Origin of the sequence: Streptomyces aculeolatus (genome assembly GCF_020400605.1) — a bacterium.
Taxonomy (GTDB): domain Bacteria; phylum Actinomycetota; class Actinomycetes; order Streptomycetales; family Streptomycetaceae; genus Streptomyces; species Streptomyces aculeolatus.
Genome location: NZ_JAINRD010000002.1, coordinates 414244 through 441032, shown reverse-complemented (window position 1 = coordinate 441032; position 26789 = coordinate 414244). Strand labels below are relative to the sequence as shown.

Here is a 26789-nt window from a genome sequence, read left to right as displayed (position 1 = left end):
CCCGGTCTCCCGGGGGCGCGGGGCCGCGCCGTCCTCACAGCCGCGGGTCGACCGGCTCCGACTCCAGCGCCAGCACCGCGAACACCGCCTCGTGCACCCGCCACAGCGGCTCTCCCGCCGCCAGCCGGTCCAGCGACTCCAGCCCGAGCGCGTACTCGCGCAGCGCCAGGGAGCGCTTGTGCCCCAGGTAGCGGCTGCGCAGCCGGGACAGGTTCGCCGGGCGGGTGTACTCCGGGCCGTAGATGATGCGCAGGTACTCCCGGCCGCGGCACTTCACGCCCGGCTGTACGAGCCGGCCCTCCCCGTTCCGTACGAGCGCCGCGAGCGGCTTGACGACCATGCCCTCGCCGCCGGCCGCCGTCAGCTCCTGCCACCAGCGCACGCCCGCGGCCACCGACGCGTCGTCGCCCGTGTCGACGAACAGCCGGCCGGTGCGCTGGAGGAGGCCGCTCGCGTCGTGCTCCACCAGGCGGTCGAGCAGGGCGAGCTGGGTGTCGTGCGGCTCGGTGGCCAGGTTGCGGCCCTCGGCGGCGAGGAGCTGGAACGGGGCCAGGCGCACGCCGTCGAGGCCGTCGACCGGCCAGCAGTAGCGGCGGTACGCGGCCGAGAACGCCTCGGCGTCGCCGGCCCGCTCACGCTGGCGGGCGAGGAGAGCGGCCAGGGCGGTCGCCGGGTCGGGGTCGCCGGCCCCGTCCGCCTCGCCGGCCCCGTCGCCCCCGGTCCCGGGCGGGGGTGCGGGTGCCTGCGGCGCGGCGGCGGCCAGGCGCGTGTGCGTCGCCTCCAGCGCCGCCAGCGCACCGGGGAACGCCGCGCGCGACGCCGCTCCCACGGCCGCGTACTGCTGGCGCAGCAGCCCGCCCGCCTTCAGCGACCACGGCAGCAGTTCGGCGTCGAGGAGCAGCCAGTCCGTGCCCAGCTCGTCCCAGAGCCCGGCCACCGTCGCCGCGTCGCGGACGCGGGCGAGCACCTGCTCGGTGCGCTCGGCATCGTCGAAGAACGGGCGGCCCGTGCGCGTGTGCAGCGCACCCGTCACGCCCGTGCCCGCGGGCAGGCCGAAGCGCTTCTCCGCGACGCCCGCGTCCCGGCACACCAGCGCCACGGCCCGCGAGCCCATGTGCTTCTCCTCGCACACCACCTGCGCCACGCCGTCCGCGCGGTACGCCGCGAACGCCTCCGCCGGGTGCTCCAGGTGCCCCTCCTCCGCGGAGGTGGCGGTGGGCGCCATCGTCGGCGGCAGGTAGAGCAGCAGCCGCGGGTCGACCGCGAAGCGGCTCATGACCTCCAGCGCCGCCGCCGCGTTCTCCTCCCGTACCGCGACACGGCCGTGCTGGCCGGTCTCCACGACGCGGCGGCCGTGCACGTCGGCGAGGTCCAGCGGGCGGTCGCCGGCGGTGCCGCCGGCCGCCGCGCCGTCCGCCGCGGCGCCCGGTCCTGCGGCCGCGGCGGCGAGCGGCTTGACCGGCTCGTACCAGACGCGCTCCGCCGGCACGTCGACAAGCTCGCGCTCCGGCCAGCGCAGCGCGGTCAGCTTGCCGCCGAAGACGCAACCCGTGTCGAGGCAGATCGTGTTGTTGATCCACGACGCCTCCGGCGTCGGGGTGTGGCCGTAGACGACGGCGGCGCGGCCGCGGTACTCCTCGGCCCACGGGTAGCGCACCGGCAGCCCGTACTCGTCGGTCTCGCCCGTGGTGTCCCCGTACAGCGCGAAGGAGCGCACCCGGCCGGACGTGCGGCCGTGGTACTTCTCCGGCAGCCCCGCGTGGCTGACGACGAGCCGGCCGCCGTCGAGGACGTAGTGGCTGACGAGCCCGTCGACGAACGTCCGCACCCGCTCGCGGAACCCGGGCTCCGCCTCCTCCGCGCGCTCCAGCTGCTCCACGGTCTCGGCGAGGCCGTGGGTGATCCTGACGTTGCGGCCGTGCAGGAGGCGGCCGAGCTTGTTCTCGTGGTTGCCGGGCACGCACAGCGCGCTGCCCGCGGCGACCATGCCCATCACGCGGCGCAGCACGCCGGGGCTGTCCGGGCCGCGGTCCACGAGGTCGCCGACGAAGACAGCGGTGCGGCCCGCGGGGTGCACCCCGTCCTCGTACCCGAGGTCCGCCAGCAGCGTCTCCAGCTCGCCCGCGCAGCCGTGGACGTCGCCGATGAGGTCGAACGGGCCGGTGAGGTGGGCCAGGTCGTTGTAGCGGCGCTCCAGGACGACCCGGGCGGCGTCGACCTCCTCGGTGCCGCGCAGGTGGTGCACGGTGCGGAAGCCCTCGCGCTGCAGCCCGCGCAGGCCGCGGCGCAGCTCGCGGCGCTGCCGCGGGATGACGTGGGCGCCCATGCCGGCGCGGTCGGGGCGGGCGGCGTTGCGCTCGCGGCAGACGCTCTCGGGGACGTCGAGGACGATGGCGACGGGCAGGACGTCGTGCTCGCGGGCGAGGCGGACGAGCTGGCGGCGGGCCTCCGGCTGGACGCTGGTGGCGTCGACGACGGTGAGGCGGCCGGCGGCGAGGCGCTTGCCGGCGATGTAGTGCAGCACCTCGAAGGCGTCGCCGGAGGCCGACTGGTCGTTCTCGTCGTCGGCGACCAGGCCGCGGCAGAAGTCGGAGGAGAGGACCTCCGTGGGCTTGAAGTGGCGGCGGGCGAAGGTGGACTTCCCGGAGCCGGTGGTGCCGATGAGCACGACGAGGGAGAGGTCGGGGACGCCGAGGCGGCGGGGCTCGGGCGCGGTGCCGGTGCCGGGTGCCGGGGTGGTGTCGCTCATGACGCCTCCTTCGGGGTGTCGGTGCGGGTGCGTGCCGTCTCGGTGTCCGTGCGGGCGTCGGTGCGGGTGTCCGTCCTGGTGAAGACCGCGAGCTGGGTGGGGGGTCCGACCTCCGGGTCGTCCGGGCCCACGCCCGCGTACGCCACGGCGTAGCCGAACCGCGCCGCCACCGGGCCCGCCCAGTCGCGGAACTCCGCCCGGGTCCACTCGAAGCGGTGGTCCGCGTGCCGGACGTGGCCGGCGGGCAGGGACTCCCAGCGCACGTTGTACTCCGAGTTGGGGGTCGTCACGACCACCGTCGCGGGGCGCGCGGAGCCGAAGACGGCGTACTCCAGGGCGGGCAGCCGCGGCGGGTCGACGTGCTCGACGACCTCGCTCAGCACGGCGGCGTCGTAGCCCGCGAGCCGGCGGTCCGTGTACGTGAGCGCGCTCTGCAGCAGCGACACCCGCGCGGCCTGGCGCTCGCCCATGCGCTCCAGCCGCAGCCGGCGGGCGGCGGCGGCGAGGGCGCGTACGGACACGTCGACGCCGACGATCTCGGTGAACCGCGTGTCACCGAGCAGCTCCTTGACCAACTGGCCCTGGCCGCAGCCGAGATCCAGCACGCGGGCCGCGCCGGCGGCGCGCAGTGCCTCGGCGATGGCGGCGCGGCGCTGCACGGCGAGCGGCACCGGCTTCTCCTCGGTGTCCGTCGTCTCGTCGACGGCGTTGTCCAGCTCCTCCGGCTCCGCGTCGTCGGACTCGGCGAGACGGGCCAGCTCCAGCCGCTCCAGCGCCTCGCGGGCCAGCGACCAGCGGCGGGAGAGGTAGCGGCCGGTGATGAGGCGCTGCTCCGGGTGGTCCTCCAGCCAGCCCTCGCCGGCGCGCAGCAGCTTGTCGACCTCGTCGGGGGCGACGCCGTAGTGCTTGGCGTCGTCCAGCACCGGCAGCAGGACGTACAGGTGGCGCAGGGCGTCCGCGAGGCGGACCTCGCCGTCCAGGACGAGCGAGACGTACCGCGAGTCGCCCCACTCGGGGAAGGCCGGGTCGAGCGGCACGGCGTCGGCGGTGACCTGCCAGCCCATGGGCGCGAAGAGGCGGGTGACGAGTCCGGGGCCGCCGCGGGCGGCGACGGCGGGGACCTCGACGCGCAGCGGCAGAGGCTGCGCGGCGCGCTCGGGGTGGGTGCGGCTGGAGCCGGCCATGGCGGTCCGGAAGACGCGGCTCAGCGCGACGGCGAGGAGGGACGACGCGGCGTAGGGGCGGTCGTTGACGTACTGCGCGAGGGCGGAGTCGGGGCTCTTGCCCTTGCCGCCCCTGCCCTTGCCCTTGGCGGCCCGCACCAGGCCGACGGGGTCCACCTCGAGGAGGAGCGCGGCGGTGCAGCGGGCGGTGGTCGCCTCGGGGTAGAAGACGTGGGCCGTGCCGCGCGAGGTGGCGAACTCCTGCGCCTTCCCGGGGTGCTTGTGCAGGAGGAAGCCGAGGTCGGTGGCGGGCGCGGCGTCGGTGCCGGTCGCGGTAATGGTCAGGAACACGTGAGCGAGTATTCCGCGGCGGGCGGGGCGGGGGCCATCGGGTTTCGGGTGGCCGGGCGGATCAGTGCAGTTCCGCCGCCAGGGCGGCGATCGACTCCGGGCCGACGCGGCAGCAGCCGCCCAGGGCCGCCGCGCCCGCGCGGCGCCAGCCCGGCGCGGCGGCCGGGTCGAACGAACCGGGGCCCCGCCAGGTACGGGTTCCAGCGCTCCAGCCCTCGCCGCTGTTCGGGTACGCCACCACCGGCTTGCCCGTGACGCGCGCCGCCGTCTCCACCGCGTACGGGACATCCTCCGGCGCGCAGCAGTTGACACCCACCGCCGCCACCCCCGGCTCGTCCGCCGCGAGCGCGAAGGCGTCGGCCAGCGGCTCGCCCGCCCGGGTCCTCCCGCCCGCGACCGTGTACGACAGCCATGCCGGCACCCCGAGACCCGCCGCCGCCCGCAGCAGCGCCTCCGCCTCCGCCGTCCCCGGCACCGTCTCCAGCGCCAGCACGTCCGGCTCCGCCGCGGCCAGCACCTCCAGCCGGGGCCGGTGGAAGCGCGTCAACTCCGCGACGCCCACGCCGTCCCCGTACCGGCCGTGGTACTCCGAGCCGTCCGCCAGCATCGCCCCGTACGGGCCCGCCGACGCCGCCACCCACACCGGACGCGGCGCTTCGTCCGCCACCCGCCGGGCCAGCGTCACGCTGCTCGTCAGCAGCCGGGCCGCCTCCTGCCGGCCGGTGCCCCGGCGCGCGAAGCCCTCGAACGTCGCCTGGTAGCTCGCCGTCAGCAGCACGTCGGCCCCGGCCCGTACGTACGCGGCGTGCGCGGCCTCGATCTGCGCCGGTTCCTCCGCGAGCACCCGGGCCGACCAGAGCGCGTCGCGGAGGTCGCAGCCCTGCGCTTCGAGCTGGTTCGACAGGCCCCCGTCGAGGACCAGCGGCGGGCCGCCGCCCGCGGCCCGCGCGACCGCCGCGGCGAACGGCACGCCGGGTCTCAACGCCTGTCCCCCGCCCCGCTCTCCTTCTGCGGCGGCGGGAACCGCTCCTCGTTGCGCTCGATCTTCGCCGTCAGCGCCGCCAGCGGGTCCACCCCCACCGCGGAGCAGAACTGCAGCAGGTACGACAGCACGTCCGCGACCTCGTCCGTCACCCGGTGCGCCGCGTCCGGGTCCGCCATGATCCGCGCCGACTCCTCGGGCGTGAGCCACTGGAAGATCTCCACCAGCTCCGCGGCCTCCACGCTCAGCGCCGCGGCCAGGTTCTTCGGGGTGTGGTACTGCTCCCAGTCCCGGGCCGCGGCGAACGCCGCGAGCCGCTTCTGCAGAGCCTGCACGTCGTCGGTCATACGCCCCTGTCTACCACCCGGTCCTCCGCCCCCGGCCGCGTACCGCCCGGCGCTAGTGCACCCAGCGCCGGAACCCCGACTCGGCGTCGACGGTGTTGCCCGTGATCGTCGCCGCGTCGTCGCCCAGGAGCAGCCGTACCGCGGCCGCCGCCTCGTCCGGCGTGTTCCACGTCCCGCGGGGCAGCGCCCGGCCGACCTGCGCGGCCAGCTCCGCGCCCGCCCAGCCCGTGTCCGTGGGGCCGGGGTTGACGCAGTTCACGGTGATGCCGCGGTCGACGAGGCTGTCGGAGAGCGTCAGCGTCAGCTGCTGGAGCGCCCCCTTCGTGGCGGCGTACGGGATCTCCTGGCTCATCGGCGCGAGGTGCTGGCCGGAGGTGAACAGCACGACCCGGCCGCCGCCCCGCTCCTTCCCCGCCGCCGCGTCGTACTGCTCCGCGAACGCCTGCACCAGCAGCAGCGTGGCGCGGACGTTCACCGCCCAGCACAGGTCCAGCTCGGCGGCCGTGAGCTTCTCCAGGTCGTACGTGGAGCTGCGGGCGTGGTTGACGACGAGCGTGTCCACCATCCCGTACCGCTCCCCCGCCGCGGCCAGCAGCGCGCCGGGGGCGGCGGGTTCCGCGAGGTCGGCGTGCGCGTAGGCGAGGCGGTCGCCCTCGCCGCCGAGCGCGGCGGTCACGGCGGCGGTGCCGCCGCGGTCGGCGCCCCAGGGCATCTCGTCGTCGTGCGGCGTCCAGCCGTGCGCGAACACGCGCGCGCCGTCGGCCAGCAGCCGGCGGGCGATGGCGAACCCGATTCCCTTCTCTCGGCTCACGCCGGTGACCAGTGCGGTCCGGCCGTCGAGGGGCATGTGCGCTCCGTTTCGCTGTCGTTCGTACGTCACCGGTCCGCGACGGCCGCGTCGGCCGCCGCGGGCAGTGTGATCTCCCAGGTGTTCACCGCGAAGTACACGACCATGCCGTGCCGCTCGTAGAGCGCCGGCGCGCCGGACTCGTTCCCGGTGTCGACGCCGAGCCCGACGGTCTCCCGCCCCCGCCCGGCGAACGCGGCGAAGGCGTGCCGCAGCAGCAGGCCGCCCAGGCCGCGGCCGCGGGCCTCGGGCAGGACCCCGAGGGTGGAGATCCAGCCCATCGCCTCGCGGTCGTCGCGCGCCAGCAGGGCGCCCGCGTCGCCGAGCCCGTCGACGTGGGCGATCCAGACGAGCGACCAGTCGAGGCTTGCGTTGGCGGGGTCGGCCAGCCAGGTCTCGTAGCTGTGCGGCTGGAAGTCGAAGTGCTCGGACATGGCGCGCTGGAGCAGGGCGTGTGCGCGGCGCCGGTCGGGCTCGGCGGTGCAGTCGCGCAGCCGCACGCCGGGCGGCGGGACCGGGACCGGGGCTGGTGCTGGGGCCGGGTCCGGGGCGGCGGCGTTTCCGGTGGCGTGTGCAGCGGTGGGGGCGAGGTCGCGGGTCAGGACGTGGTAGCGGCGTACGACGTGCCAGCCGCGGGCGTCGAGGAGCGCGGTGTCCGTCGTGGGCGCGGTGTTGAGGTGCAGGTGGACGACGGCCCGGCGGAAGCCGTTGGCGGCGGCCTTCACCGCGGCCCGGGCCTCCATCAGCTCCAGCAGCCGCAGCCCGGCGCCCTGGTGGCCGGGCAGCACGTAGTGGTCGACGTCGATGCGCTCGGCGTACGATTCGTCCCAGAGCAGCCCGTACGCGACGAGGGTGCCGGCTTCGTCGAAGGCCAGCCACGAGTTCTGCGGGAGATCGGCATCGGGGTGCCCGAGGTCCGCCTCGACGGTGTGCAGGTCCGTCTCCGGACGGCCGACCTCCAGGACGTCGATCTCGTTCAGGAGCGCACAGATGGCGGGGGCGTCGTCGAGCCGCGCCGCCCGCACGGTGAGTGGCATCCGCCAACTGTCCGGGGCCGGCCGGCGGTCCGCAACACAATTTCGCACGGCCTGACGACTGACGGACACGACCTGACGACTGACAGATTCGCGAATCTGAAATCTGACAGCCGTCAGGAACCTGGCCCATAGGCCAACCCCTCACCCCGCCGTCGCCGCCCCCTCCTGCCGCGGCGCCGGCCGGTTCGGCAGCGCGACCGCTGTCGCGCACTCCGCCTCCGCCAGCGCCGAGTCGCTCACGGAGCCCACCACCCGGATGTGCCCGCGCTCCGCCATCCGCCCGCACAGCGCCACCAGTTCCCCCGCCTGCCGCCCGTCGAGGCACCGGTCGAGCCCGTCCGCCACCACCGTCAGCACCTGCCGCGCCGGCAGCACCTCCGACGCCGGGTCGACGGCCAGCACCCCGGGCCCGGTGAGCAGCACCAGCGCCAGCGCGAGGTAGCGCAACTCCCCGTCGCCCAGCGTCTCGACCGGTGTGCTGCGCCGCCCCGGTTCGCGCCGCAGCACCGCCCGCACCAGCCCGTCCCCGTACTCCTCCGTCGTCAGGTCGTCCACCGGGCCCGCGCAGCCGCCGCGCAGCGCGTCCAGGAGCGCCGCGTGCCGGGTACCGCATTCGTCGCGTACGCGGCGCAGCACCGCGGGGAGGTTGCGGCAGTCGGGGGCGAGTTCTTCGCCGCCGATGGGTACGGCGGTGGCGGCCCGCATGTGCGCGGGGTGCGGGTCGCAGGGGTAGACGGAGCGCAGTGCGAGGACGGCTTGTTCCGCGGCGGCGAGCACGAGCCGCTCGCCGTCCGTACGGCCGCCGACGCGCAGTGGTAAGAGGGCCGTGCCGAGCCGGTCGTCGGGCAGCGGGGCGCGGGTGACGGGGGCGGAGCCCGCGGTGTGCCAGGACGCCTGGACGCGGTCGCGCCGGGGGTCGCGCAGTGCGGTGGCGAGGAGGGTGTGGCCGGCCCCGGTGAGGCGTTCGCCGACGATGCGCAGTTCGGGTTCTGCCTGGACGGCGACGTCGAGCCGGATGTCGCCGAGCGGGCCGCGGACGGTGCAGCCGAGGCGGACGCCGCGGCGGCCGGCGGCGTCGGGCTTGGCGTTGTGCGGTACGCAGGCGGCGGCGCCGCCGGGCACGGACGCGAAGGCTTCCTCCAGGGTGGCTCCGGCACCGAGTCCGGCCAGCACGCCGCATGCTTCGAGTGCCGCGGTCTTCCCGCTGCCGCTGCCGCCGGTGAACAGGGTGAGGGGTCCGAGCCGGAGCCGGGTGCCGCGGTGCGATTTGAAGGCGGACAGGCGCAGTTCGCCGAGGGTGGCCCGGTCGGTGCGGGGGTTGCGTGCGCCGTGGGCCGTGCGCGGGATGGTGGGGGAGGTCATGTCCCGCGACGCTATTGAGCCCGTCCCGAGCCGAACCGTTCCGGCAGCGCCACCTTCGCCCGAACGGGCGAGCCCCCGCGATTCGGCGGAGGCTCGCACCGCGGGCAGGGTAAGGCGGCGCGGGGCCGGGCTCACCCGTGCACGTGGCCTGCTGCACCCGCGCACGGGGGCCGGCTCACCAGCCGTTGAAGTCGTGGCCCTCGGCCGGCTGTCCGTCGGCGTCGTAGGTGCGCAGTTCGTCCGGATCGACTCCGCCTTCCGGTCCGGCGGCCGTGAACCAGCGCCCCGGCGATCCCGCCGCCTCGACCAGCTCCAGCTTCGACACGGTGCCGTTCTCCCACGCGATCTCCGCGCGGTCGACCCCTTCGGGCACGTAGCCGTAGAGCAGCTCGACGGTCCTCTCCTCGGCGTCGGCACCCTCGTTGCCGTCGCCGTCGAGGTTGCTGCCGGATACGTGCATCCGGTCGTTGCGGCCGGTGAGGACCCGTCCGCTCACGGCGGTGTCCCGTGGGTTGCCGTCCACCGAGACGTAGATGTAGAACCAGGACTTTCCCGGCGTGAAGGGCAGCTTGTCCTCGCCTTTGACGGGGGGGTGGTTGGCACCGTTCCCGACCTCGAACGGCATCTCGGTGTCGCTCTCGTACATCGCCCGGATCTGGTTCCAGACGTCGTCCTCGTCGGCGGCGGCCGCCCAGATGTCGACCTCGACGCGGAAGCGGTGGCCGTCCGCCGTGCCTTCGCCGAGGACCGCGTTGGAGGGCCGTGTCACCCCGGGCCCGGCGGGGGAGGGTGTCGCGGGCGGGACGAGGACCGCGGTGGGCTGACGCTTTTCGTCGGCATCCGGCAGTCCTCCCAGCGCGGCGGTGACGAGGCCGCCGCCGACCAGGGCGGCTGTACCGAGGGCCAGCCTCCTTGCGTTGCGCCGGCGGCGTGCCGTGCGCAGTACTGCGGTGGTGGGGACCGGGGTGATGACCACCTGGTCCGCGGCTGCCGCGAGTCGTTCCGGCAGAGCTGTGTCGATTCCGTCGTCGTGCACGTCCCTCACCTCTCTTTTCCGGCGGCGCGTTCGCGGACGTGCACCGTCGGCTGCTTCAGGGCGGGTGATTTCCGCAACTTGGCCAGTGCCTTGGCCGTCTGGCTCTTGATCGTTCCCGTCGAGCAGCCCATGGCTGCTGCCGCCTCGTCCACGCTGAGGTCCTCCCAGTAGCGCAGGACGACGGCCTGCCGCTGTCTGGGCGGCAGCGCGAGCAGTGCGGGCAGCAGCGCGAGGCGGTCGTCCGCCTGGGCGATGCGGTCCCGGTCCTCGGTGTGTTGCGTTCCTTCCGTGCCGCCGCTCTGCCCGTGGGGCAGTTCGGGTCGCCTGCCGTGGCGGAAGCGGCGGGAATGGGCGTTGATGAGGATCCTGCGGACGTACGCGTCCGGGTCCTCGGCCTGCGTCACCCGCCGCCAGGCGACGTACGCCCGTTCCAGTGCGGTCTGTGCGAGGTCTTCGGCGGCGTGCTGCTCGCCGGTCAGCAGGTATGCGGTACGCAGCAGCCGGGGCCAGCGGCTCGCCATGAAGCCCTGGAAATCGGCGTCCCTCTCACTCTGCTCGGCAGTCATGGGCACCCCCTTCACCCTTCAGAGTCCGCGGGGCGCGAGATGGGTTGCCCGTGGGCGGGGGTGAGTCGGAGTGGGAGGGGTGGTCCCCGGCGGGTCGCCGGCCGGCGTCGGCCGGCGTCCCGTCAGGTGCGGTGTGCGGTCAGCGGCTTGCGACCGGTTCGACTTCCGTGCCGACGGGGGCGAGGAGGAAGACGTTGCGGTCGACGCGGTGCATGCTGCTCTGGATGCCGAAGGTGACGCCGCTGGCGAAGTCGAGGATGCGTTTGGCGACGTCGATCTCGGCGCCGGTGAGGTCCAGCAGGACGGGGACCTGCGCTATCAGGTATTCGGCGACGCGCCGGGCGTCGGCGAAGACCTGGCAGCGGATGACGACGAACTGCCGCTGGTCGGCGTCGACTTCGGGGTCGTCGAGGGCTTGGTGCCCGGTCCAGGAGGGCCATTCGTTGCCGCGCAGGGGGACGACTTCGGCGAGCCCCTGCCACTGCTCGTCGGTGACGTCATGTCCGGTCAACGTGCCTCCTCGCAGTTTCGCGTGTTTCCCGGTGCGGCCATCGCGCGATTCTATCGATGGGCCGAACAGGTGACCGCGCAGGGACACACGGGTTTCCGGGTTTTTACGTCCCGGCTGCCCCAAGGTCAGCCTGGGCCCGGCGCAAGCAATTGCGAGGATTGACTTGGGTGTTGGGGGCGGCGGACGATCGGGCGGGGTCCCCAGGCGGCAACCCGGCCGGGTCCGTACGCCGTGCGGCCGACGGCGTGCGTGGTCCGGCCGGGTGCCGACCGCCCGCGGATGCCGGGCAGTTGCCGGGGCGGGCCGGGGGCGCCGGTGCGGCGTGTGTCAGTCGCGGCGGTACTGGGCCGGGGAGTTCTTCGTCGCCTCGTCCTCGTGGCTGCCGGGGGTGCCGCGGTCGACGTGGAACGTGGTGAGGGTGGTGACGGGCGAGTCGGGGTCGCGGCGGTCGCCGATGACGCGCATGTGGGCGCTGAAGCGTTCGGGGGTGACGTCGTAGACGTCGTAGCCGTAGCGGTTGCCCTCGAAGTACTTCAGGTGCGGGTTCGCGGCGCCCATGACGGGTCCGTTGGTCTGGTTCCAGTCCGGTGAGTACGCGCCGGAGGTGACGGAGTGCGCGGTGAACTCGGTGCCGACGAGCGGCGATTCGGGGTCGTCGTAGTCGGTGCGGATGTCGTCGACGAAGGCGGAGTGCCAGTCGCCGGTGACGACGACGAGGTCTTCGAGGCCGGCGGCGTGGGCGTGCTGGAGGACTTCTCTGCGTTCGGCGAGGAAGCCGTCCCACTGGTCGGTGAACATGTACGGGCCGCCGGGTGAGCCGCGGAGCTGGCTGAGCATGATCGAGTTGGCCCAGACGTGCCAGCCGTCGGGGGCGTTGTCGATGTGCTGCTTGAGCCAGTTCTTCTGGTCGGCGCCGAGGATGGTGCCGTCGGGGAGGTTCTGCGCGGAGCGGTGGGAGCGCAGGTCGAGGATGGTGAGCTGGAGGAGGCCGCCCCAGTCGCGGACGCGGTGGATCTCGGGGTCGGGGAGTGCGGAGTCGCCGAAGGAGTCGCGGTGCGGCATGTGTTCGTACCAGGCCTGGTAGGCGGCGGCGCGGCGGCGCACGAAGGGGGCGGAGCCGGTGCTTCCGCTGTAGTCGTTGGCGACCTCGTGGTCGTCCCAGGTGAGGTACCAGGGGTGGGCGGCGTGGGCGTCGCGGAGTGCGGGGTCGCCCTTGTAGAGGGCGTGGCGTTTGCGGTAGTCGGCGAGGGTGAGGGTCTCGGGTCCGTCGTGGTCGCGGACGTGGTCTTCGGGTACGCCGCCGACCTGGCCGTGTTCGTAGATGTAGTCGCCGAGGTGGATGACGAAGTCGACGTCTTCGGCGGCGATGCCGCGGTGGGCGGCGTAGTAGCCGTCGTGGAACGCCTGGCAGTTGGCGGCGGCGAAGCGGACGCGGCCGACGGGTGCGCCGGGGGCGGTGCGGGTGCGGCCGGTGCGGCTGGTGCGGCCGAGGGCGCTGAAGGCGTAGTGGTAGGTGCGGCCGGGGGCCAGGCCGGTGACGGGGATGTGGACGCTGTGGCCGAGGGTGGCGGAGGCGGGTGCGGTGCCGCTGGCGACGATGCGGCTCAGCGCGGGGTCTTCGGCGACGGTCCAGCGGACTTCGACGGTTTCGGGGAGGTCCTGGTCGGCGGCGAGGGGTTCGGGGGCGAGGCGGGTCCACAGCAGGACGGAGTCGGGCCGGGGGTCGCCGGAGGCGACGCCGAGGGTGAAGGGCGCGGTGTCGTACCGCGCGCCGAGTGCTTCGGCGGCGGTGCGGGCCTGGGCGGGGGTGAGTCCCGCGGTCAGCGGCCAGGCGGCGCCGAGTGCGCCGGTGGCGGCCGCGGCGCGCAGCAGGGTGCGGCGGTCGACGGTCATGGGCGGCGGCCTCCCTTGCGGGTGGTGCGGGCGGCGGTGGTGAGGGCGAGGGTGACGGCGTCGGCGTAGCCGTCGTTGGAGGTCCCGCCGGCGCGGGTGAGGGTGAGCAGGAGGCGGGCGGTGCGGCTGCCGGGTGGTACGGCTGCGGTGGCGGTGCGTTCGAGGAGGGCGGTGCGGCCCGCGCGTTCTTCGGCGGTGACGGGGCCGAGGACGCTGAGGGCGAGGGGGGTGCCGCGGGTGTCGCGGAGTTCGACGGAGAGGCGGGCGCCGTCCTGCTGGTCGGCGTAGCCGCCGAGCCAGGCGGCGAGGGTGTAGCGGACGCGGCCGGCGTCGATGGCCTGGTGGCCGGTGGCGCCTGTGGCGGGGAGTTCGATGTCCTGGAGGAGTGCGGTGCGCGGGCTGTTGCCGCCGGTGAAGAAGCGGGTGCCGCGGGTGGTGGGGCCGGGGTCGTCGGGGGTGGGGTAGCCGCCGCCGAGGTCGTACGGGACGAGGGCGGGGGCGCCTTGGGTGAGGCGCCAGCCGTGGACGGTGTCGACGGGCTCGGCGGTGCCTCCGGGCCCGGTCTCTGCGTCGCCGTTGACGACGAGGTTCACGCGTGCCTCCCTGGCGGTCGGGGTGGGGGTGTGCGGTTGCCGCGGTGCGGTTACCGCGGTGCGGGTGTGGTCGGGGTGGGGTGGGGGTGCGGTCTGCGGTCGGGCTCGGGTGTGCCCCGGTGGGGCGGTCGGGGTGGGGGTGCGGGTATCACACCAGCGGTGGGTGAACTTGCGGGGGACGTACGGCGAATGCCGCCGGACGCGGGTTCGGCGCGGGTGGGGCGCGGTTCGGCGGTCAGCCGTCGAGGAGGTGCCGGCCGCGGGCGGTGAGGCGGTGTACGACGTGGGGTCCGGTGCGTTCGCTTTCGGCGAGGCCGGCGCGGCGCAGGACGGTGAGGTGGCCGCTGACGGAGGAGGCGGGCATGCCGAGGCGGGCGGCGAGGCCGCCGGTGGTGGCGGGGGCGCTGGTGGGGGTGAGTGCGGCGAGGATGCGGGCGCGGCTGGTGCCGAGGAGTGCGGCGAGTGCGGTGTCGCGGTGGGGGGTTGCGCCGTCGGTGGCGGCGGTGGCGTCGGGGGCGGGGTGGCGGCGTACGGGGTGGACGACGACGGGCGGGAGTCCGTGGTCGGCGATGGCGACGGGGGTGGTGTGGCAGAAGTAGGAGGGGATGAGGCGGATGCCGCGTCCGTGCAGGTGGAGGGTGGAGTCGACGGGGTAGGGGGCGCTGAGTACGGGGTCGGTCCAGGTGAAGGGGTCGAGGGTGGCGAGGACGGCGGGCATGCCGGCTTCGAGTGCTTCGAGTTGGCGTGCGCGGTCGGCGGCGACGGTGGCTTCGATTTCGCTCCAGTCGGGGGCGATGAGCCGGTTGTGTACGTGCTGGAGGGCGTCGGCGAGGTCGCCGAGGACGGTGCGGTCGCCGGCGGCGAGGCGGCGGGTCCAGGGCGGCAGGGGGCGGTGGCGGGCGGCGAGGCGGATCTCGCGGGCGAGGCGGGTGGCGGGGGTGGCGCGCAGGGTGCGCAGTCCCGCGGTGATTCCGTCCTCGGATTCGACGGGGGTGAGGAAGTCGGGGAAGTAGGTGGCGTCGGCGGGTGCGATGCCGTTGAGGAGGCGGCAGGGCCGGCGCAGGTCGTGGTGGCGGAGGCGGTGCCGGGCGCGGCGGTGGAAGGGGCGCAGCCGGGCGGGGAGGAGGGGTGCGGGGGTGTAGGCGACGTGCAGCCCGAGGATCGCCTCCCAGATCGGGTCGGCGGTGCGCGCGAGCTGGACGTGGCGGAAGTCCCGATCGTTGAAGTGGACATGAAGCTTTCCGGCCATACCCGAGGGTAACCACCCGCGGCCTGCGCTGTCCCGCCCCCGGGGCACCCCGTTCCCGCGGCGGTGGACGTCGGGTTTTCGACGGTGGCGGAAAACCCGTGCGGCGCGGGGGTGAGGGGGTGCCTACGATGCGTCGCCGCACGGCCAGCACCTTCACGGGCATGACGAGAACACGGGAAGGAGCCAGATGCGGCGCACACCAACGACCAGCCGGTGGCGCAGGGTTGCGCTGACCGGCGCGATCTGCGCGGCCGCCGTCGCGCACCCGGCGTATGCCGGGGCGGCCGGCGGCGAGGCGGGGCCCGGCGGCCCCGCGCCGCCCGCCACGTGGCGGGCCGACCTCTCGGACGTCGGCGCCGACGACGTCAACGTCCGCTATGCACAGGGCGATCTGCGGCTGCGTTCGCAGACCGCCGCGCCCGCCTCCCTCGGCCCGGTCCCCGGCGAGGGCACCCAGGTGCTCGCCCCGGAGCGGCTGGATCGTCCGGTCAACCGGGTACGGGCCGAACTCGACGCCCGGCTCCCGGCGGGCACGGAGGCCGTGGTCGACGTCCGCGGCCGGGCGCCGGACGGCGGCTGGACGGAGTGGCTGCCGGCGGGCGAGGCCACGGCGGACGCCGCCGGGCTGCCGTTCGCGGTCACCGAGGTCCAGGCCCGGCTGACGCTGCGGGCCGGCGGCACCGGCGGCGCGTCGCCGGCCGTCGAGTCGCTGCGGCTGCGGGCCGACACCGACGCGGCGCCGCGCCCGCAGGCGGCCGCGGCCCCGCTGACGTACCGGCTGTTCGCCACCCGCGAGGGCCTGGTCGGCGGCACGACCGCCAACGGCCACGTCATCGTGCCCAACGACCACTTCGTGGCCCTGCCGTCGCGGCGCGGGCTGTCCCCCAAGGGCAGCGCCGAGTACTCGGTGCAGGTCTGCGGCCCGGCGCGCTGCGAGACGGCGCCGGTGTGGGACGTCGGCCCGTGGAACACCAAGGACGACTACTGGAGTCCGCCGGACGTCCGCGAGTCGTGGCGGGACCTGCCGCAGGGCATGCCGGAGGCGCAGGCGGCGTACCAGAACGGCTACAACGGCGGGCGCGACGAGTTCGGCCGCCAGGTCGCGAACCCCGCGGGCATCGACCTCGCCGACGGCACGTTCTACAACGTCGGCCTCAACGACAACGGCTGGGTCGACGTGACGTTCCTGTGGACCGGCGAACAGACCGGGAAGCAGTTCCCCACCTGGGGCACCGACGTGCGCGTACGCCAGCAGTCCAACACCTCCTCCGCGGTGCTGACCACCCTGCCCGGGCCGACGCAGGTGCGGGTGGAGTGCCAGGAGCGCGGCCAGGAGATCACGTACGAGGGCCACACCAACGACGCCTGGTCCTACCTGCCGGACTACGGCGGCTTCATCTCCAACATCTTCGTCGACGTCCCCGACGCCTGGCTGCCGGGCGTCCCCGAGTGCTGAACGCGCCACCCCCCACCCCTGGACCCCCACCGAAGGAGGCGACCAGATGCCTCGCAGACCCCGCCACTCCCCCGCCGCCGCCCGCGCGTCGGCCGACGCCGCCGCCCGCCGCCCGGCCCGCCGGGCCGCGGCCGTCGTCCTCGCCGCGCTGCTGGCGCTGCTGGGACTGACCGCGGCGGCGCCGGCACAGGCCGAGGCCGGCCCCGAGCTGGCGCCGAACTTCAAGGCGCCGTTCCCGTGCGGCCAGCAGTGGACGTACAGCCACCACAGCGCCGAGGTGCGCCGCGCGCTGGACTTCATCCGCTCCGACGGCGGCAGCACCGCGGGCACGCCGACGGTCGCCTCCGCCGCCGGCACCGCGACCCGGCACAGCCAGCCGAGCGGCGCCGGCAACTACATCGTCATCGACCACGGCGGCGGCTGGAAGACGTACTACTTCCACCTCGCGTCGTTCTCCGTCGCCGACGGCGCCTCGGTCGCACAGGGCCAGCAGGTCGGCGTCACGGGCAGCACCGGCAACTCCTCCGGCGCGCACATCCACTACGAGCAGCTCCTCAACGGCGTCGGCCAGGACATCCGCATCAACGGCTCGGCGCTGCCCTACCCCGGCTCGTACGGCCAGTACCACCTGCGCAGCGACAACTGCGGCAACACCAACTTCACCACCTGGGGCTCCGGCGTGCGCGTCCGCGCAGACGCGCGCCTCGACGCGCCGGTGGTGACGACCCTCTCCGGTCCGACGGGCGTGTTCGTCGAGTGCCAGAAGCAGGGCGACCCGGTGACCGCCGAGGGCTACACGAACGACTGGTGGAGCCGCCTGCGCGACCAGCGCGGGTTCATCTCCAACATCTACATCGACCATCCGGACGCGAAGCTCCCGGGCGTGCCCCTCTGCTGAGCCCCCTTGGTCCCGCAGGGGCCGGTGTCCCGCGCCGGCTCCTGCGCCGGGCCCGGTGCCGAGATCCCGCGCCGGGCCCGCCTCACCGGGGCGGCGCCTCGTCGCCCTCCCGGCCGTCGCCCCCGCCCCCGCCGCGTCGTCTACGGGCCATGCCCGCCAGCGCGACCGCGACGGGGGCGAGGGCCACCGCAGCGAAGACGCCCGCGAAGACCCCGCCGGGGATGTCCGGTACGGCGTCGGCATTGCCCGTGGCCAGGACGACGACGGCGGCGACCAGCACGCAGCCCACCAGCACGCGGACCGCGACCCAGCTTGCCCCCATCGCCTCCACCAGCGAGTTCTCGGTGCGCTCCGCGGCGTCGGCCTTGGCCCGCGCGGCGGTGGCGACCTCCGGCCGCGGCGTCCAGTCCGCGCCGCGGCGACGCTCCCAGACCTCGCGGATCGCCTGCGCCTCGCGGTGCGCGACCAGCCCGCGGGTGTCGATGACGTTGGGCAGCGTCAGCCGGCGGCCGTCGCGGTGGTAGACGACGACGCCCATGACGGGGCGCTTGCGCTCCGCCGACGCGGGCGCGTTGTGCTCCAGTTCGACGGCGAGCAGGTCGGGCCACGCCAGCCGCCTGGTGCGCAGCCAGCGGATCGTGATGCCGCCGTCGTCGACGACCGTCACCCCGCGTACGACGCAGAACGTGAGCACGAACAGGCCCAGCGCCACGGCGCAGAACGGGATCGCGACGGCGGCGGGCGCACCCGCCCCGATGACGAGCACCAGCCCGAAGAACGCGAAGAGGGCGCCGAAGACCGCGCACAGCAGGGCGAGGAAGACCATCGACGCGAGGTTCCCGCGGTACGTGCGCACCCGCTCCCCGCCACCGTTCGCGCCACCGTTCGCACCGGCCATCGCGCACCCCGTCCCGTACCGTCCCGCTCCGCCCCGGACTCCCCGGCCCGCTCAACCGCCGCGGGCGGGCCGAGAGTAGAGGGTAGAGGCCGCGCCCCGGGAGGTCACCCGGGCACGGTGTCGACGGCCGGGACGCACGGCTACGGGCGCGCGCGGCGGGCGGCGCGGGTGTAGCGGGAGGCGAGGGCGTGGTACGCCTCCTTCGGCTTCCAGTGCCAGGGCGACTCCGGGTCGCCGGGGGTGTCCTGGACCGGCTTGACGAGGGCGTAGCTGACGGTGTCGAGGTCGTGGACCGGGTCGCCCGGCCAGTGCCACGACCCGGGGGTGACGAACTCGAAGGCGTGCGCCGAGTGCAGCCCCATCGACTCGGCGACGTCGTAGACGTCGGTGACGTAGGCGGCCTGCGTACGCTCGCTGCGCACCAGCGGCTCGGTCAGCTCCGGCGGGTTCTTGTCGAAGTCGACCTTCGCCCACCCCATGCCGCCGTCCGCGGGGGCGCCTTCGTACGTGCAGCAGCCGAACTCGGAGAGGGACAGCGGCTTGCCGAAGCGCAGGTACGCGCGCAGGTCGCGGCGGTAGCCGGCGGGGCGCTCGTGGTAGCCGTAGTAGTCGATGCCGACGATGTCGAAGAGGTTCCAGTCGACCTCGTCGTCCTGGGCTGCGGCGTAGCTGAGTCCGCCGCCGAAGACGGACCTGCCGACGGCGGCGGCGCGGGCGGTGAAGTCGTCGAGCTTGCGCTGCATCTCGACGGGGTCGAAGGTGCCGTTCTGGAGGTTCTCGATCCGCTCCAGCACGTCCGCACCCGGCACGATCCCGGGGACGAAGAGCCAGAACTCGCACCCGACGCTCAACTCCACCCCGGCGCCCTGGCGGCGCAGACCCTCGGCGTGCCGGCCGACCTCGGCGAGATGGTCGAGGATCTCGCGCGGCGGCCGGTCGCCGAGAGTGGGCTCGGCACGCACGTACAGCCCGCGCTCGGCGGCCTCCTCGGCGGTAGCGGTCAGCCGGCGCACGCCGTCGCCGGTGACCTTCACGGCGTTGGCGTGCAGCCCGTCGCGGATGGCGCGGATGTCGCGGCGCATCCGGGCGGCACTCCACTCGGTGGCGGGGGTCTCCCCGGCGCCGATGGTGTAGCAGACGCTGCGGTACCGCACCCCGGCCCCACCGCTGCCGGTCCCCGTGCCCGTACGGGCCCCCGCCGCGGGCTCCGCCGCCGCGGGCCGTGCCGCCGCGCCGCTCCCGACGACGGCCGTCCCGGCCACGGCAGCGGCCCCGAGCCCGGCCGCCGCCGCAAGGAACCGCTTCCGGCTCAACCCCTGTGCCCGCACCCGACGTTCCTGCACCTGTGCCTCCCGTGGCTGCAGCCCTCACCCGACCCGGCGGCCTGTGCGCCGGGCCCTTCCCGGCACATTAACAGAGCACGTGCTCTAGTAATGGCGGAAGCCGTCGAGCCACGATGACGGGGACGGCCCCGCGCATAGGTTGGCCCGATGGACGACGACCTCCGGCACAAGATCGAAGTACGGCAAGTAACCGACGCCTGGCGGCGGATCGAAACCTGGCTGAGTGCCCACGCCCCGGCGTCGCTGGCAATGCTCCGACCCGGAGCGACGGAGGAGGAAACCGACGGGTTGCAGACGGCCATCGGCGTCAGGATCCCCGCGGGCCTCCGGGCGCTCTGGCGTCTCCACGCGGGCGTGTACGTCGATCCGTCGGCTTCCTTCCTCCTGGGCCGGTGGTCCCTGATGGACTTCGCATCGGTGGTCCGCACGTACCAGCGCGAGACGGCGTCGCAGCGGCGGCCCGGCGCCGATCGCTTCGACCGCACCAGCCAGACGCCCCGCGGGCGGCGTACTCACGGTCACCCAGCGCACCATCAACCGCGCGCTGTCCGGGGCCAGGGCACCGGTCGAGCGAGGCGTCGACCAGCTCAAGTCCTGGCGGATCTTCCGCAGGTCCCGTTGCTGCCCCGATCAAATGTCGTCAATCGCGAAGGCCGTCCTCACCCTGGAACGGCAGCACTGACAACGGTCACCGGTCCTGACCGGGCACCTTGATCACGCGCGGTGCCCGCAGTGTGTCATCGTTTGCTCATCGCCTGACCCGGTAGCGCAGGTGGGTGACGCCTGTGCCTTCGACCACCTCGACGGGTCCGTCGAACTGCACCGGCACGACGCCCAGCTCACCGAAGAGCGTCTTCCCGCTGCCCAGGACAACCGGCACGAGCGCCACCCCGACCTCGTCCAGCAGGCCGGCCTCCAGGCACTGCCGGGCCATCTGCCCACCGTTGACCACGACATCCTTCTCCCCGGCCAGTTCCTTCGCCACGGCCACCGCCGCCTCGATACCGTCCGTGACGAAGACGAAGTTCTCATCGTCCGCCGGACGGTCCTCGGGGCGGCGGTGCGTGAGCACGACCGTCGTCACGCCCATCGGGTGCCGGCCGCCCCAGGCGTTCGTCATGTCGTAGAGGTGACGGCCCACCAGGAGCGCGCCCGTGTTTCCCCACTCCCGCCTGATCAGCTCCGCGCTGGCCGCAGAGACGCGGAACGGCGGCACGTCCGGGCTGGACGACGGGATCTCGACATCCCCGTTGGCGTACCACTGGAACAGCAGGTCAAAGCCGCTCTCTTCCGGCCCGGCGATGTAGCCGTCCAGGGACATCGTGGTGGCGCCCGTAGTGATCTTGCCCATGTGCTTCTCTTCCTCGCGGGTGTGCATGTGTCGTGGGTACGTCGTAGCCGAATCCCACTTCTCGACATCCCCGCTCAGAATTCCTTGAAGGACAAGGAAGGCAAGGTCAGGAGCCCAGGCACGCCGTCCAGGCCCGACGAGCCACTCACCCGCCACCGACCAGTGCCCAATACCGCGCATCGCCCGGCCCCTGGCGACGGTCGAGCACGGCGCCGCCCCATCGCAGCGCAGACCGATCTCCACAGATCCCGATGCTACGAATCGAACACCGTCAATCCCGAGGGCCGTCCTCACTCCGGAACGGCAGAGCTGGAACAGCTCACCGAACGACGACCGCGAGGCCGACGCCCCCGTCGGCCTCGCGGGCTCCGGCCCGCCCTGTGGTACCCGGTCCCCCACCGGGTACCACAGGCCCCTGGGCCCGGTCCCTCCCCCGGAGCGGCGCGTCGCCATGCTCCCGACCGGACCCGACCGGCGGACCGCGGACCGTGAATCGGGGTACGGTCCCGCAGCCCGCCGCCGTACGGTTGCGGTCTGCCGCGCCTTTCTTTTTTCGGCCACGGAACACCTCCTGCACCGGGAGACTTCCACAACCACCCCGTGCAATCGGCCCCCACGCCGCACCGAAAGCACAGACCGACGCAGCCCCGTCCGACCTCGTCAATCCGGCTCAAACAGAAGTCTTCCGTCGATCCGGGCTCGGGTAATTGACGAAGGGTGCATAGTCGTTGTCACGATGTGAACAACCGGCACGAGGGGGGACAATGGGCGGGTCCGAGATGCATACGGCCGCCGTGCCGAAATCCGAGAGGTTCGGCTGGTGGCGCGACCTGCTGATGCAGGATCTGCCATCCGCGCACATCGCAAGTGAGCACTACGAGGACTTCCAGGGCTCCACCGCGACATTGGAGCTGGGCCCCGTCAAGGTGTCCGTCCTGTCGTTCTCGCCCCTGACCTCGGTACGCACCGCGGGGTTGATCCGGCAGTCGGATCCCGAGTTGTGGGAGCTGGGCTACGTGGCCAGGGGGATCATGACGGTGGACCAGGCACGCAACCACGCCCGGGTAGGGGCGGGCGACCTGCTGCTGTACGACACGTCGCAGCCGTGGCAGATGCAGGTGCCGGAGCACGGCGGCCTGACCATCCTCCACCTGCCGAAAGCCGCGGTGCCGCTGCCGGAACGGTCGATGCGGGACCTTCTCTCCCGCCGCCTTCCCGCACAGGGGACCGGATACCTGCTCGCGAGCTTCCTCCAAGGGCTTGCCGGCGGCCAGTGGAGCCGGCTCGAGGCCGAACGCCTCGGAGCGGCCGCAATCCAGCTCGCCTCCGCGTTCCTCGGCGGTCTCGCCGACCGGGAGGGCCTGCTGCCGCCGGAGACCCGGCAGACCGTGCTCGTGCGCCGCGTGAAGGCATTCATCGAGACGCACCTGAGGGAACCTCGATTATCCCCGCAGACAATCGCGGACGCGCACAACATCTCCGTGCGCTATCTGCATCACCTCTTCCGCTCGGAAAAGCAGACAGTGGGCGCCCTCATCCGAGACCTCCGCCTGGACCGCTGCCGTACCGACCTCGAACAACCCGCCTACGCCGCCCACCCCATCGGGGCCATCGGAGCGCGGTGGGGGTTCACCGATGCCGCGGTGTTCAACCGGACGTTCAAAACGGCCTTCGGAATGCCACCCGGCGAATACCGCAGGTGGCTGAGCACACACAGAAGCGCCGACGGACGTTTCTGACACCCCTGCCGGTCCACGGAGGCGGGTGCGCCCGACGGCGTCAATGACCTGCCCGGTCATCGACCCCGACGCGGCGGGATGCCATGATCGTCGGCATAGGAAGACCGACCCGAAGGACGGTGCCATGCCCGCCTACGTCATCGCCCACCTGCAAGACGCCGCCCCGCACCCGGAGATCGCCGAGTACATCGAGCGCCTCCCCGGCACCTTCGAGCCGTACGGCGGCCGCTACCTCGTGCACATGACGCAGCACGAGGTGAAGGAGGGAAGCTGGCCCGGGGCGGTCGTGATGATCGGCTTCCCCGGGATCACCGAGGCGCGGGCCTGGTGGGACTCCCCCGCCTACCGGGAGATCGCACCACTGCGCTCGCGGCACATCGAAGGCGACATCATCCTGGTCGAAGGCGTCCCCGAGGGCTACGACCCCTCCGGTGCCGTGAAGGCCATGCGCGAGGCCCTGTCCGCCGAGTAGAGACCGTCCCGTGGACGGCGCGCGGAGCGGCCGGGACGATGGCCTGTATGTCTACCTGGACGATCAAGCCGGAGCCCGTCGCCGGCGGGGACGTGGACGCCGTGATGCGGCAGTACTTCACCGAGATGGGGCAGCGGGTGCTGGGGCGTGACGTGACGGAGGAAGACCTTCGAACCGTGCTTGCCAGGGACCCGCACCACAGCCTCGGCCCGCCCGACGGCGAGTTCCTCGTCGCACGCGGCGGCAGCGGCGAGTTCCTGGGCTGCGCGGGACTGAGGCTGCTCGGCGGCACCCCCGGGGTCGCGGAGATCAAGCGGATGTACGTGCTGCCCGCCGGGCGGGGAGCAGGATTGGGCCGGGGGCTGCTCCTGGCCGTCGAGGAGGCTGCCGGGAGACTCGGCGCCACCCGGATCGTGTGCGAGACCAACACCCAACTCGCCGAGGCGCGGGCCCTGTACACGCGACACGGCTACCGGGAGACGCCGCCGTACGACGGCCACGGCAAGGCCGATCACTGGTACGCCAAGGACCTCGTGCAGCAGGCATGACTGGTGCGCCCGCGCGGCCGGGGTACGGCCGCACGGGCGGGGTGTTTCAGAGTTCGACGGCCTTGGCGAAGGCGACGAAGTCGGCCCAGGCCGCGGGGGTCACGGAGAGCTGACCGCCCTCCCGGTCCTTCGAGTCACGGACGTGGACAACCTGCGAAGTGACGGCGACCTCAACGCAGTTGTCGCCGTCGCCACCGCTGTAGCTGCTCTTGAACCACTCCGGTCCGATCCTGCTCATAGGTCTCCTCGCATCTGCTCCAACAAGTCCACCGTAGCCTCGTGGCTGAGCGCCTGGGAACTGATCTTCCGGTAGCGCTGCTGCAGAATACCCACGTCACCCAGGTCGCTGATCAGATTGCTCGACCGATGCCCCTCGTTGTAGCCAAGCCACTTGTGGTCGACGGTCTCGGCGAGGTAGAGCGATCCGTCTCCCCCAGCGTGTTTCTCCATGCGCCGCGGCATCACCTGGATCTCGACATTGCGTCGTTTGCCAGTTGCGAGCAGGTGGTCCAGCACGTCGCGAGTGACCTGCACACCGCCCATCTGCCGCTCCAGCAACGCCTGCTCCACGATGAAGCCGAAGAACGTGTTCGGCCGCTGGTCAAGCACGGCCTGCCGCTCCAGCCTTGCCGCGACCCGCTCTTCAACCTGCTCCTCGACCAGCGGCGGAAGGACCGCCTCGAAAACAGCGCGCGTGTACGGCTCGGGCTGTAGCAGCCCAGGAATCGTGCGGCATTCGTACGCGTACAGCGTGACCGCCTCTTTCTCGATCACCGCCCAGTGCCTGAACCTCGACGCCAGCCCCGCCTTCCTCGTCAGGCTCCTGCGCGTTTCCTTCAGCAGTCTCGCCGCCAGCGGGCCCAACACGTCCTCCGCCAGCTTGTCCAGATCCCTCGGCGGGAACCGCACCCCCCGCTCGATCTTGGAGATGTGGTCGTGCGAGTACCCCAGGCCCTCCGCCAGCGCCTCCTGCGTCAGCCCCGCCTCGTCCCTGAGTACCTTCAGCATCGCCCCGAAGGTCTTCAGGCTGTCCCCTGCTTCCGCTTCGCCCCCGTACAGGCTGACGTTGCCCACTTTCCCCATGTCCGGCCCCTCTCATGTGTCTCTGCCGGAACTCCGACACCACCATGATTACGGACAGTAACCATCGTAGTCCAGTGAGTAATCCGCCCAATCAAAGGCTGGGCGGGTTGTGGGCGGGTTCGCTCAACGGGCCGCGGCCGGGAGGCGGCCGACGGCGTGCGCGCCTCGGGGTGCGTCGGTGAAGTGCAGTGTCCCGCCGTGGCGGTCCGCGATCTCCCGGGCGATGGCCAGGCCGAGTCCGGCTCCGCCGGAGCTGCGGGTGCGGGCGTCCTCCAGCCGGCTGAACCGTTCGAAGACCCGCTCCCGGTCGCCTACCGGTATGCCGGGGCCGTCGTCGCGGATGTCGATCCGTACCGTCCCGGCGCGGGCGTCGCCTTCCGCGCGGACGGCGACCTCGACCTTCGCGTCGGCGTAACGGCAGGCGTTGTCCAGCACGTTGCGCAGCATCCGCTCCAGCTGGATGCCGCTGCCCGCCACCCACGCCGGCGGCCCCGGGGTGCCGAGGCGGATCTCCAGTGGGTGCGGGCGGTGCAGGTGGCGGTGCTCCTCGACCAGGTCGTGGAGGAGGTCGGTGAGGTTGACGGGGTCGCGGGGAAGGGTCGCGGTGCCGTCGAGCCGGGCCAGCAGGAGCAGGTCCTCGCTGAGGCCCTGGAGCCGCTCCAGGTCGTGCAGTGCGCTGCGCACGGCGGTCGGCCAGTCGACCTCGTCCGGGTGCGCCAGCAGCGATTCGAGCGACGCCCGGACCGCCGCGAGCGGGCTGCGCAGTTCGTGCGAGGCGTCGCCGATGAACTGCCGCTGGGCTTCGGTCGATCGCTCCAGGCGGTCCAGGATCTCGTTCGTCGTCAGCGCCAGTCCGGTCAGTTCGTCGCCGCCCCTGGGCACGGGCACGCGGCGGTCCAGCGAGCGAAGGGTGATGTCCTCCAACTCCGTGCGGATGGCGTTCACCGGACGCAGGGCCCGCCCGGCCGTCACCCAGGCGCCGGCGCCGATCAGGACGGCCGCTGTCTGTGCCAGGTAGAGCAGTTCTCCCTGGAACTCGTCGGGGCCCCAGCCGAGATGTCCGCCGTTGGCCGCTGCCAGCGCCGACGCGACCGAGACCACGGCGGACGAGGCGAGCACCGTGCCGCCGTACGCGACGAGCGCGAACCGGGCCCGCAGCGGCAGCCCCTGCCCGGCGGGCCGCGCGAGCAGCCAGGCCGTGACGCCGACCGTGACGCCGAGGAGAGGGCTGACGAAGGCAGGAGTCTCGACGACCGACATCACCGATTTGTTCGTTCCGTAGCCGTAGTAGGCGTCGAGCGGGCTGCCGAAGGCGGCGCGGGCGGCGAACTGGACCGCCGTCATCGCGCCCGCCCCGAGGGCGCCCCGGAGTCGCGGCCGCGGCGCGCCGCCCTGCCCCGCCGCCCAGGCGGCCAGCACCACGAGGACCACCCCCGGCAGCCCGCCGAGGCCCAGCAGCGGGCGTACGAAGAGGACCGCACCCGCCGCGGTGCCGGCGGCGAAGGCGATACGTGCCCGGGGATCCGCTGCCGCCGCGCGCCGCAGCAGGCGGGGCCGGGGGTTCACCGCCGCCCGGGGGTCAGCGGGCGGCGGCATGGCCGGTCATCAGGTAGCCGCAGCCGCGCACCGTGGTGATCGAGTGGCGGCCGAACGGCACGTCGATCTTCCGGCGCAGGGCACTGACGTACACCTCGACGATGTTGAGGTCGCCGTCGAAGTCCGCCGACCACACCTGCTCCGCTATCTCCGTCTTCGTGACGACCTCGTCGCACCTGCGGGCCAGGCACTCCAGCACGGCGTACTCCTTGGCCGTCAGCGCGACCCGGGTCTCCCCGCGTCCGCAGGCGCGGGCCGCCGGGTCGAGCCACAGGTCGCCGATGCGCAGCACCGCCCGCGTGCGTGAGCCGCCGCGGCGGAGCAGCGCGCGCAGCCGGGCCTCCAGCACCACGTACGAGAAGGGCTTCGCGAGGTAGTCGTCGGCGCCCGTGTCCAGTCCCTCGGCCTCGTCGTACTCGCCGTTCTTGGCCGTCAGCATGAGGATGGGCGTGTCGACGCCGTCCGCCCGCAGCCGGGCGCACACGCGGTAGCCGTTGAGGCCAGGGAGCATGATGTCGAGCACGATCGCCTGGTAGGGGTACTCGCGCGCCAGGTACAGGCCGGTGTGGCCGTCGTGGGCCACGTCCACGGCGTAACCGGCCGCCTCCAGGCCCCGTTTGAGGGACGCGGCGAGCCCTACCTCGTCATCGACCACGAGTAACCGCATGTGTCCAGTATTCCCGCGGCCCCCGTCCCCTTCCTGAAGGAACTCTTCAGGT

At 73.5% G+C, this 26789-nt stretch carries 25 protein-coding genes and 1 pseudogene; 6 read left to right on the top strand and 20 right to left on the bottom strand.

Features of this window, described 5'->3' with window-relative positions:
* Window positions 1–34 precede the first annotated feature (34 nt).
* From LG396_RS06235 to LG396_RS06175, 13 genes are all read right to left on the bottom strand, one after another.
* Entirely contained in the window at window positions 35–2749 is a 2715-nt protein-coding gene (locus LG396_RS06235; protein ID WP_225793963.1) for a polynucleotide kinase-phosphatase, read from the bottom strand.
* On the bottom strand, window positions 2746–4263 hold the full coding sequence (locus LG396_RS06230) for a 3' terminal RNA ribose 2'-O-methyltransferase Hen1 (protein ID WP_225793962.1): 1518 nt from the start codon (window positions 4261–4263) through the stop codon (window positions 2746–2748). The genes LG396_RS06235 and LG396_RS06230 overlap by 4 nt, the downstream gene beginning before the upstream one ends.
* A 61-nt stretch (window positions 4264–4324) precedes the next feature.
* Complete coding sequence (mmuM, locus tag LG396_RS06225; protein WP_225794014.1) at window positions 4325–5233, bottom strand: homocysteine S-methyltransferase; 909 nt, start codon at window positions 5231–5233, stop codon at window positions 4325–4327.
* An 8-nt stretch (window positions 5234–5241) separates the two neighbouring features.
* Window positions 5242–5592: a nucleotide pyrophosphohydrolase gene (locus tag LG396_RS06220; RefSeq protein ID WP_225793961.1), complete on the bottom strand. Its 351-nt coding sequence runs from the start codon at window positions 5590–5592 to the stop codon at window positions 5242–5244.
* A 52-nt stretch (window positions 5593–5644) separates the two neighbouring features.
* The gene (locus LG396_RS06215) at window positions 5645–6439 is read right to left on the bottom strand and encodes an SDR family oxidoreductase (protein ID WP_100301228.1); all 795 of its coding nucleotides are present in this window, start codon (window positions 6437–6439) and stop codon (window positions 5645–5647) included.
* A gap of 29 nt (window positions 6440–6468) precedes the next feature.
* Window positions 6469–7476: a GNAT family N-acetyltransferase gene (locus LG396_RS06210; protein ID WP_225793960.1), complete on the bottom strand. Its 1008-nt coding sequence runs from the start codon at window positions 7474–7476 to the stop codon at window positions 6469–6471.
* Window positions 7477–7617: 141 nt separating this feature from the next.
* Window positions 7618–8838, bottom strand: a complete 1221-nt coding sequence (locus LG396_RS06205) for an AAA family ATPase (RefSeq protein WP_225793959.1) — start codon at window positions 8836–8838, stop codon at window positions 7618–7620.
* Between the two features lie 175 nt (window positions 8839–9013).
* Window positions 9014–9874, bottom strand: coding sequence for a hypothetical protein (locus LG396_RS06200; protein ID WP_225793958.1), 861 nt, complete (start codon window positions 9872–9874; stop codon window positions 9014–9016).
* Window positions 9875–9879: 5 nt separating this feature from the next.
* Window positions 9880–10440, bottom strand: a complete 561-nt coding sequence (locus LG396_RS06195; protein WP_225793957.1) for a SigE family RNA polymerase sigma factor — start codon at window positions 10438–10440, stop codon at window positions 9880–9882.
* Window positions 10441–10579: 139 nt separating this feature from the next.
* On the bottom strand, window positions 10580–10951 hold the full coding sequence (locus LG396_RS06190) for a cell division protein SepF (RefSeq protein ID WP_018840171.1): 372 nt from the start codon (window positions 10949–10951) through the stop codon (window positions 10580–10582).
* Between the two features lie 327 nt (window positions 10952–11278).
* Window positions 11279–12844 (bottom strand): alkaline phosphatase D family protein, encoded by a 1566-nt coding sequence (locus LG396_RS06185; RefSeq protein WP_037751670.1) that lies wholly within the window; start codon window positions 12842–12844, stop codon window positions 11279–11281.
* Window positions 12841–13437, bottom strand: coding sequence for a phosphoesterase (locus LG396_RS06180; RefSeq protein ID WP_225793956.1), 597 nt, complete (start codon window positions 13435–13437; stop codon window positions 12841–12843). Before LG396_RS06180 ends, LG396_RS06185 begins: the two co-directional genes overlap by 4 nt.
* Before the next feature lie 235 nt (window positions 13438–13672).
* Complete coding sequence (locus tag LG396_RS06175) at window positions 13673–14686, bottom strand: ArsR/SmtB family transcription factor (RefSeq protein ID WP_145899127.1); 1014 nt, start codon at window positions 14684–14686, stop codon at window positions 13673–13675.
* A gap of 187 nt (window positions 14687–14873) precedes the next feature.
* On the opposite strand from LG396_RS06175, the gene LG396_RS06170 reads away from it, so the two are divergent.
* Both LG396_RS06170 and LG396_RS06165 read left to right on the top strand, forming a co-directional pair.
* On the top strand, window positions 14874–16142 hold the full coding sequence (locus tag LG396_RS06170; protein ID WP_225793955.1) for a DUF8814 domain-containing protein: 1269 nt from the start codon (window positions 14874–14876) through the stop codon (window positions 16140–16142).
* 46 nt (window positions 16143–16188) lie between these two features.
* Window positions 16189–17040, top strand: coding sequence for a peptidoglycan DD-metalloendopeptidase family protein (locus LG396_RS06165; protein ID WP_225793954.1), 852 nt, complete (start codon window positions 16189–16191; stop codon window positions 17038–17040).
* Window positions 17041–17122: 82 nt separating this feature from the next.
* Here LG396_RS06165 and LG396_RS06160 read toward each other — a convergent pair whose 3' ends face one another.
* Window positions 17123–17938, bottom strand: a complete 816-nt coding sequence (locus LG396_RS06160; RefSeq protein ID WP_225793953.1) for a hypothetical protein — start codon at window positions 17936–17938, stop codon at window positions 17123–17125.
* A gap of 140 nt (window positions 17939–18078) precedes the next feature.
* Window positions 18079–19251, bottom strand: a complete 1173-nt coding sequence (locus LG396_RS06155; protein WP_225794013.1) for a glycoside hydrolase family 113 protein — start codon at window positions 19249–19251, stop codon at window positions 18079–18081.
* A gap of 514 nt (window positions 19252–19765) precedes the next feature.
* Here LG396_RS06155 and LG396_RS06150 point away from each other — a divergent pair.
* Window positions 19766–19963, top strand: a pseudogene (locus tag LG396_RS06150) (transposase family protein); the annotation flags it as partial.
* A gap of 66 nt (window positions 19964–20029) precedes the next feature.
* On the opposite strand, the gene LG396_RS06145 reads toward LG396_RS06150, so the two are convergent.
* Window positions 20030–20659, bottom strand: a complete 630-nt coding sequence (locus LG396_RS06145; RefSeq protein WP_225793952.1) for a dihydrofolate reductase family protein — start codon at window positions 20657–20659, stop codon at window positions 20030–20032.
* Between the two features lie 737 nt (window positions 20660–21396).
* On the opposite strand from LG396_RS06145, the gene LG396_RS06140 reads away from it, so the two are divergent.
* The 3 genes from LG396_RS06140 to LG396_RS06130 all read left to right on the top strand — a co-directional run bounded on the left by LG396_RS06140 (window position 21397) and on the right by LG396_RS06130 (window position 23391).
* Window positions 21397–22371: a helix-turn-helix domain-containing protein gene (locus LG396_RS06140; protein ID WP_225793951.1), complete on the top strand. Its 975-nt coding sequence runs from the start codon at window positions 21397–21399 to the stop codon at window positions 22369–22371.
* 124 nt (window positions 22372–22495) lie between these two features.
* The gene (locus LG396_RS06135; RefSeq protein WP_018840159.1) at window positions 22496–22843 is read left to right on the top strand and encodes a DUF1330 domain-containing protein; all 348 of its coding nucleotides are present in this window, start codon (window positions 22496–22498) and stop codon (window positions 22841–22843) included.
* Between the two features lie 47 nt (window positions 22844–22890).
* Window positions 22891–23391, top strand: a complete 501-nt coding sequence (locus LG396_RS06130) for a GNAT family N-acetyltransferase (protein ID WP_225793950.1) — start codon at window positions 22891–22893, stop codon at window positions 23389–23391.
* 46 nt (window positions 23392–23437) lie between these two features.
* Here LG396_RS06130 and LG396_RS06125 read toward each other — a convergent pair whose 3' ends face one another.
* The 4 genes from LG396_RS06125 to LG396_RS06110 all read right to left on the bottom strand — a co-directional run bounded on the left by LG396_RS06125 (window position 23438) and on the right by LG396_RS06110 (window position 26737).
* Entirely contained in the window at window positions 23438–23629 is a 192-nt protein-coding gene (locus tag LG396_RS06125; RefSeq protein ID WP_225793949.1) for a DUF397 domain-containing protein, read from the bottom strand.
* A complete protein-coding gene (locus tag LG396_RS06120) occupies window positions 23626–24474 on the bottom strand; it encodes a helix-turn-helix domain-containing protein (RefSeq protein ID WP_225793948.1) in 849 nt (282 codons plus the stop codon). Before LG396_RS06120 ends, LG396_RS06125 begins: the two co-directional genes overlap by 4 nt.
* A 123-nt stretch (window positions 24475–24597) precedes the next feature.
* On the bottom strand, window positions 24598–26070 hold the full coding sequence (locus tag LG396_RS06115) for a sensor histidine kinase (RefSeq protein ID WP_225793947.1): 1473 nt from the start codon (window positions 26068–26070) through the stop codon (window positions 24598–24600).
* Window positions 26054–26737 (bottom strand): response regulator transcription factor, encoded by a 684-nt coding sequence (locus tag LG396_RS06110; RefSeq protein WP_037751649.1) that lies wholly within the window; start codon window positions 26735–26737, stop codon window positions 26054–26056. Before LG396_RS06110 ends, LG396_RS06115 begins: the two co-directional genes overlap by 17 nt.
* Window positions 26738–26789 lie beyond the last annotated feature (52 nt).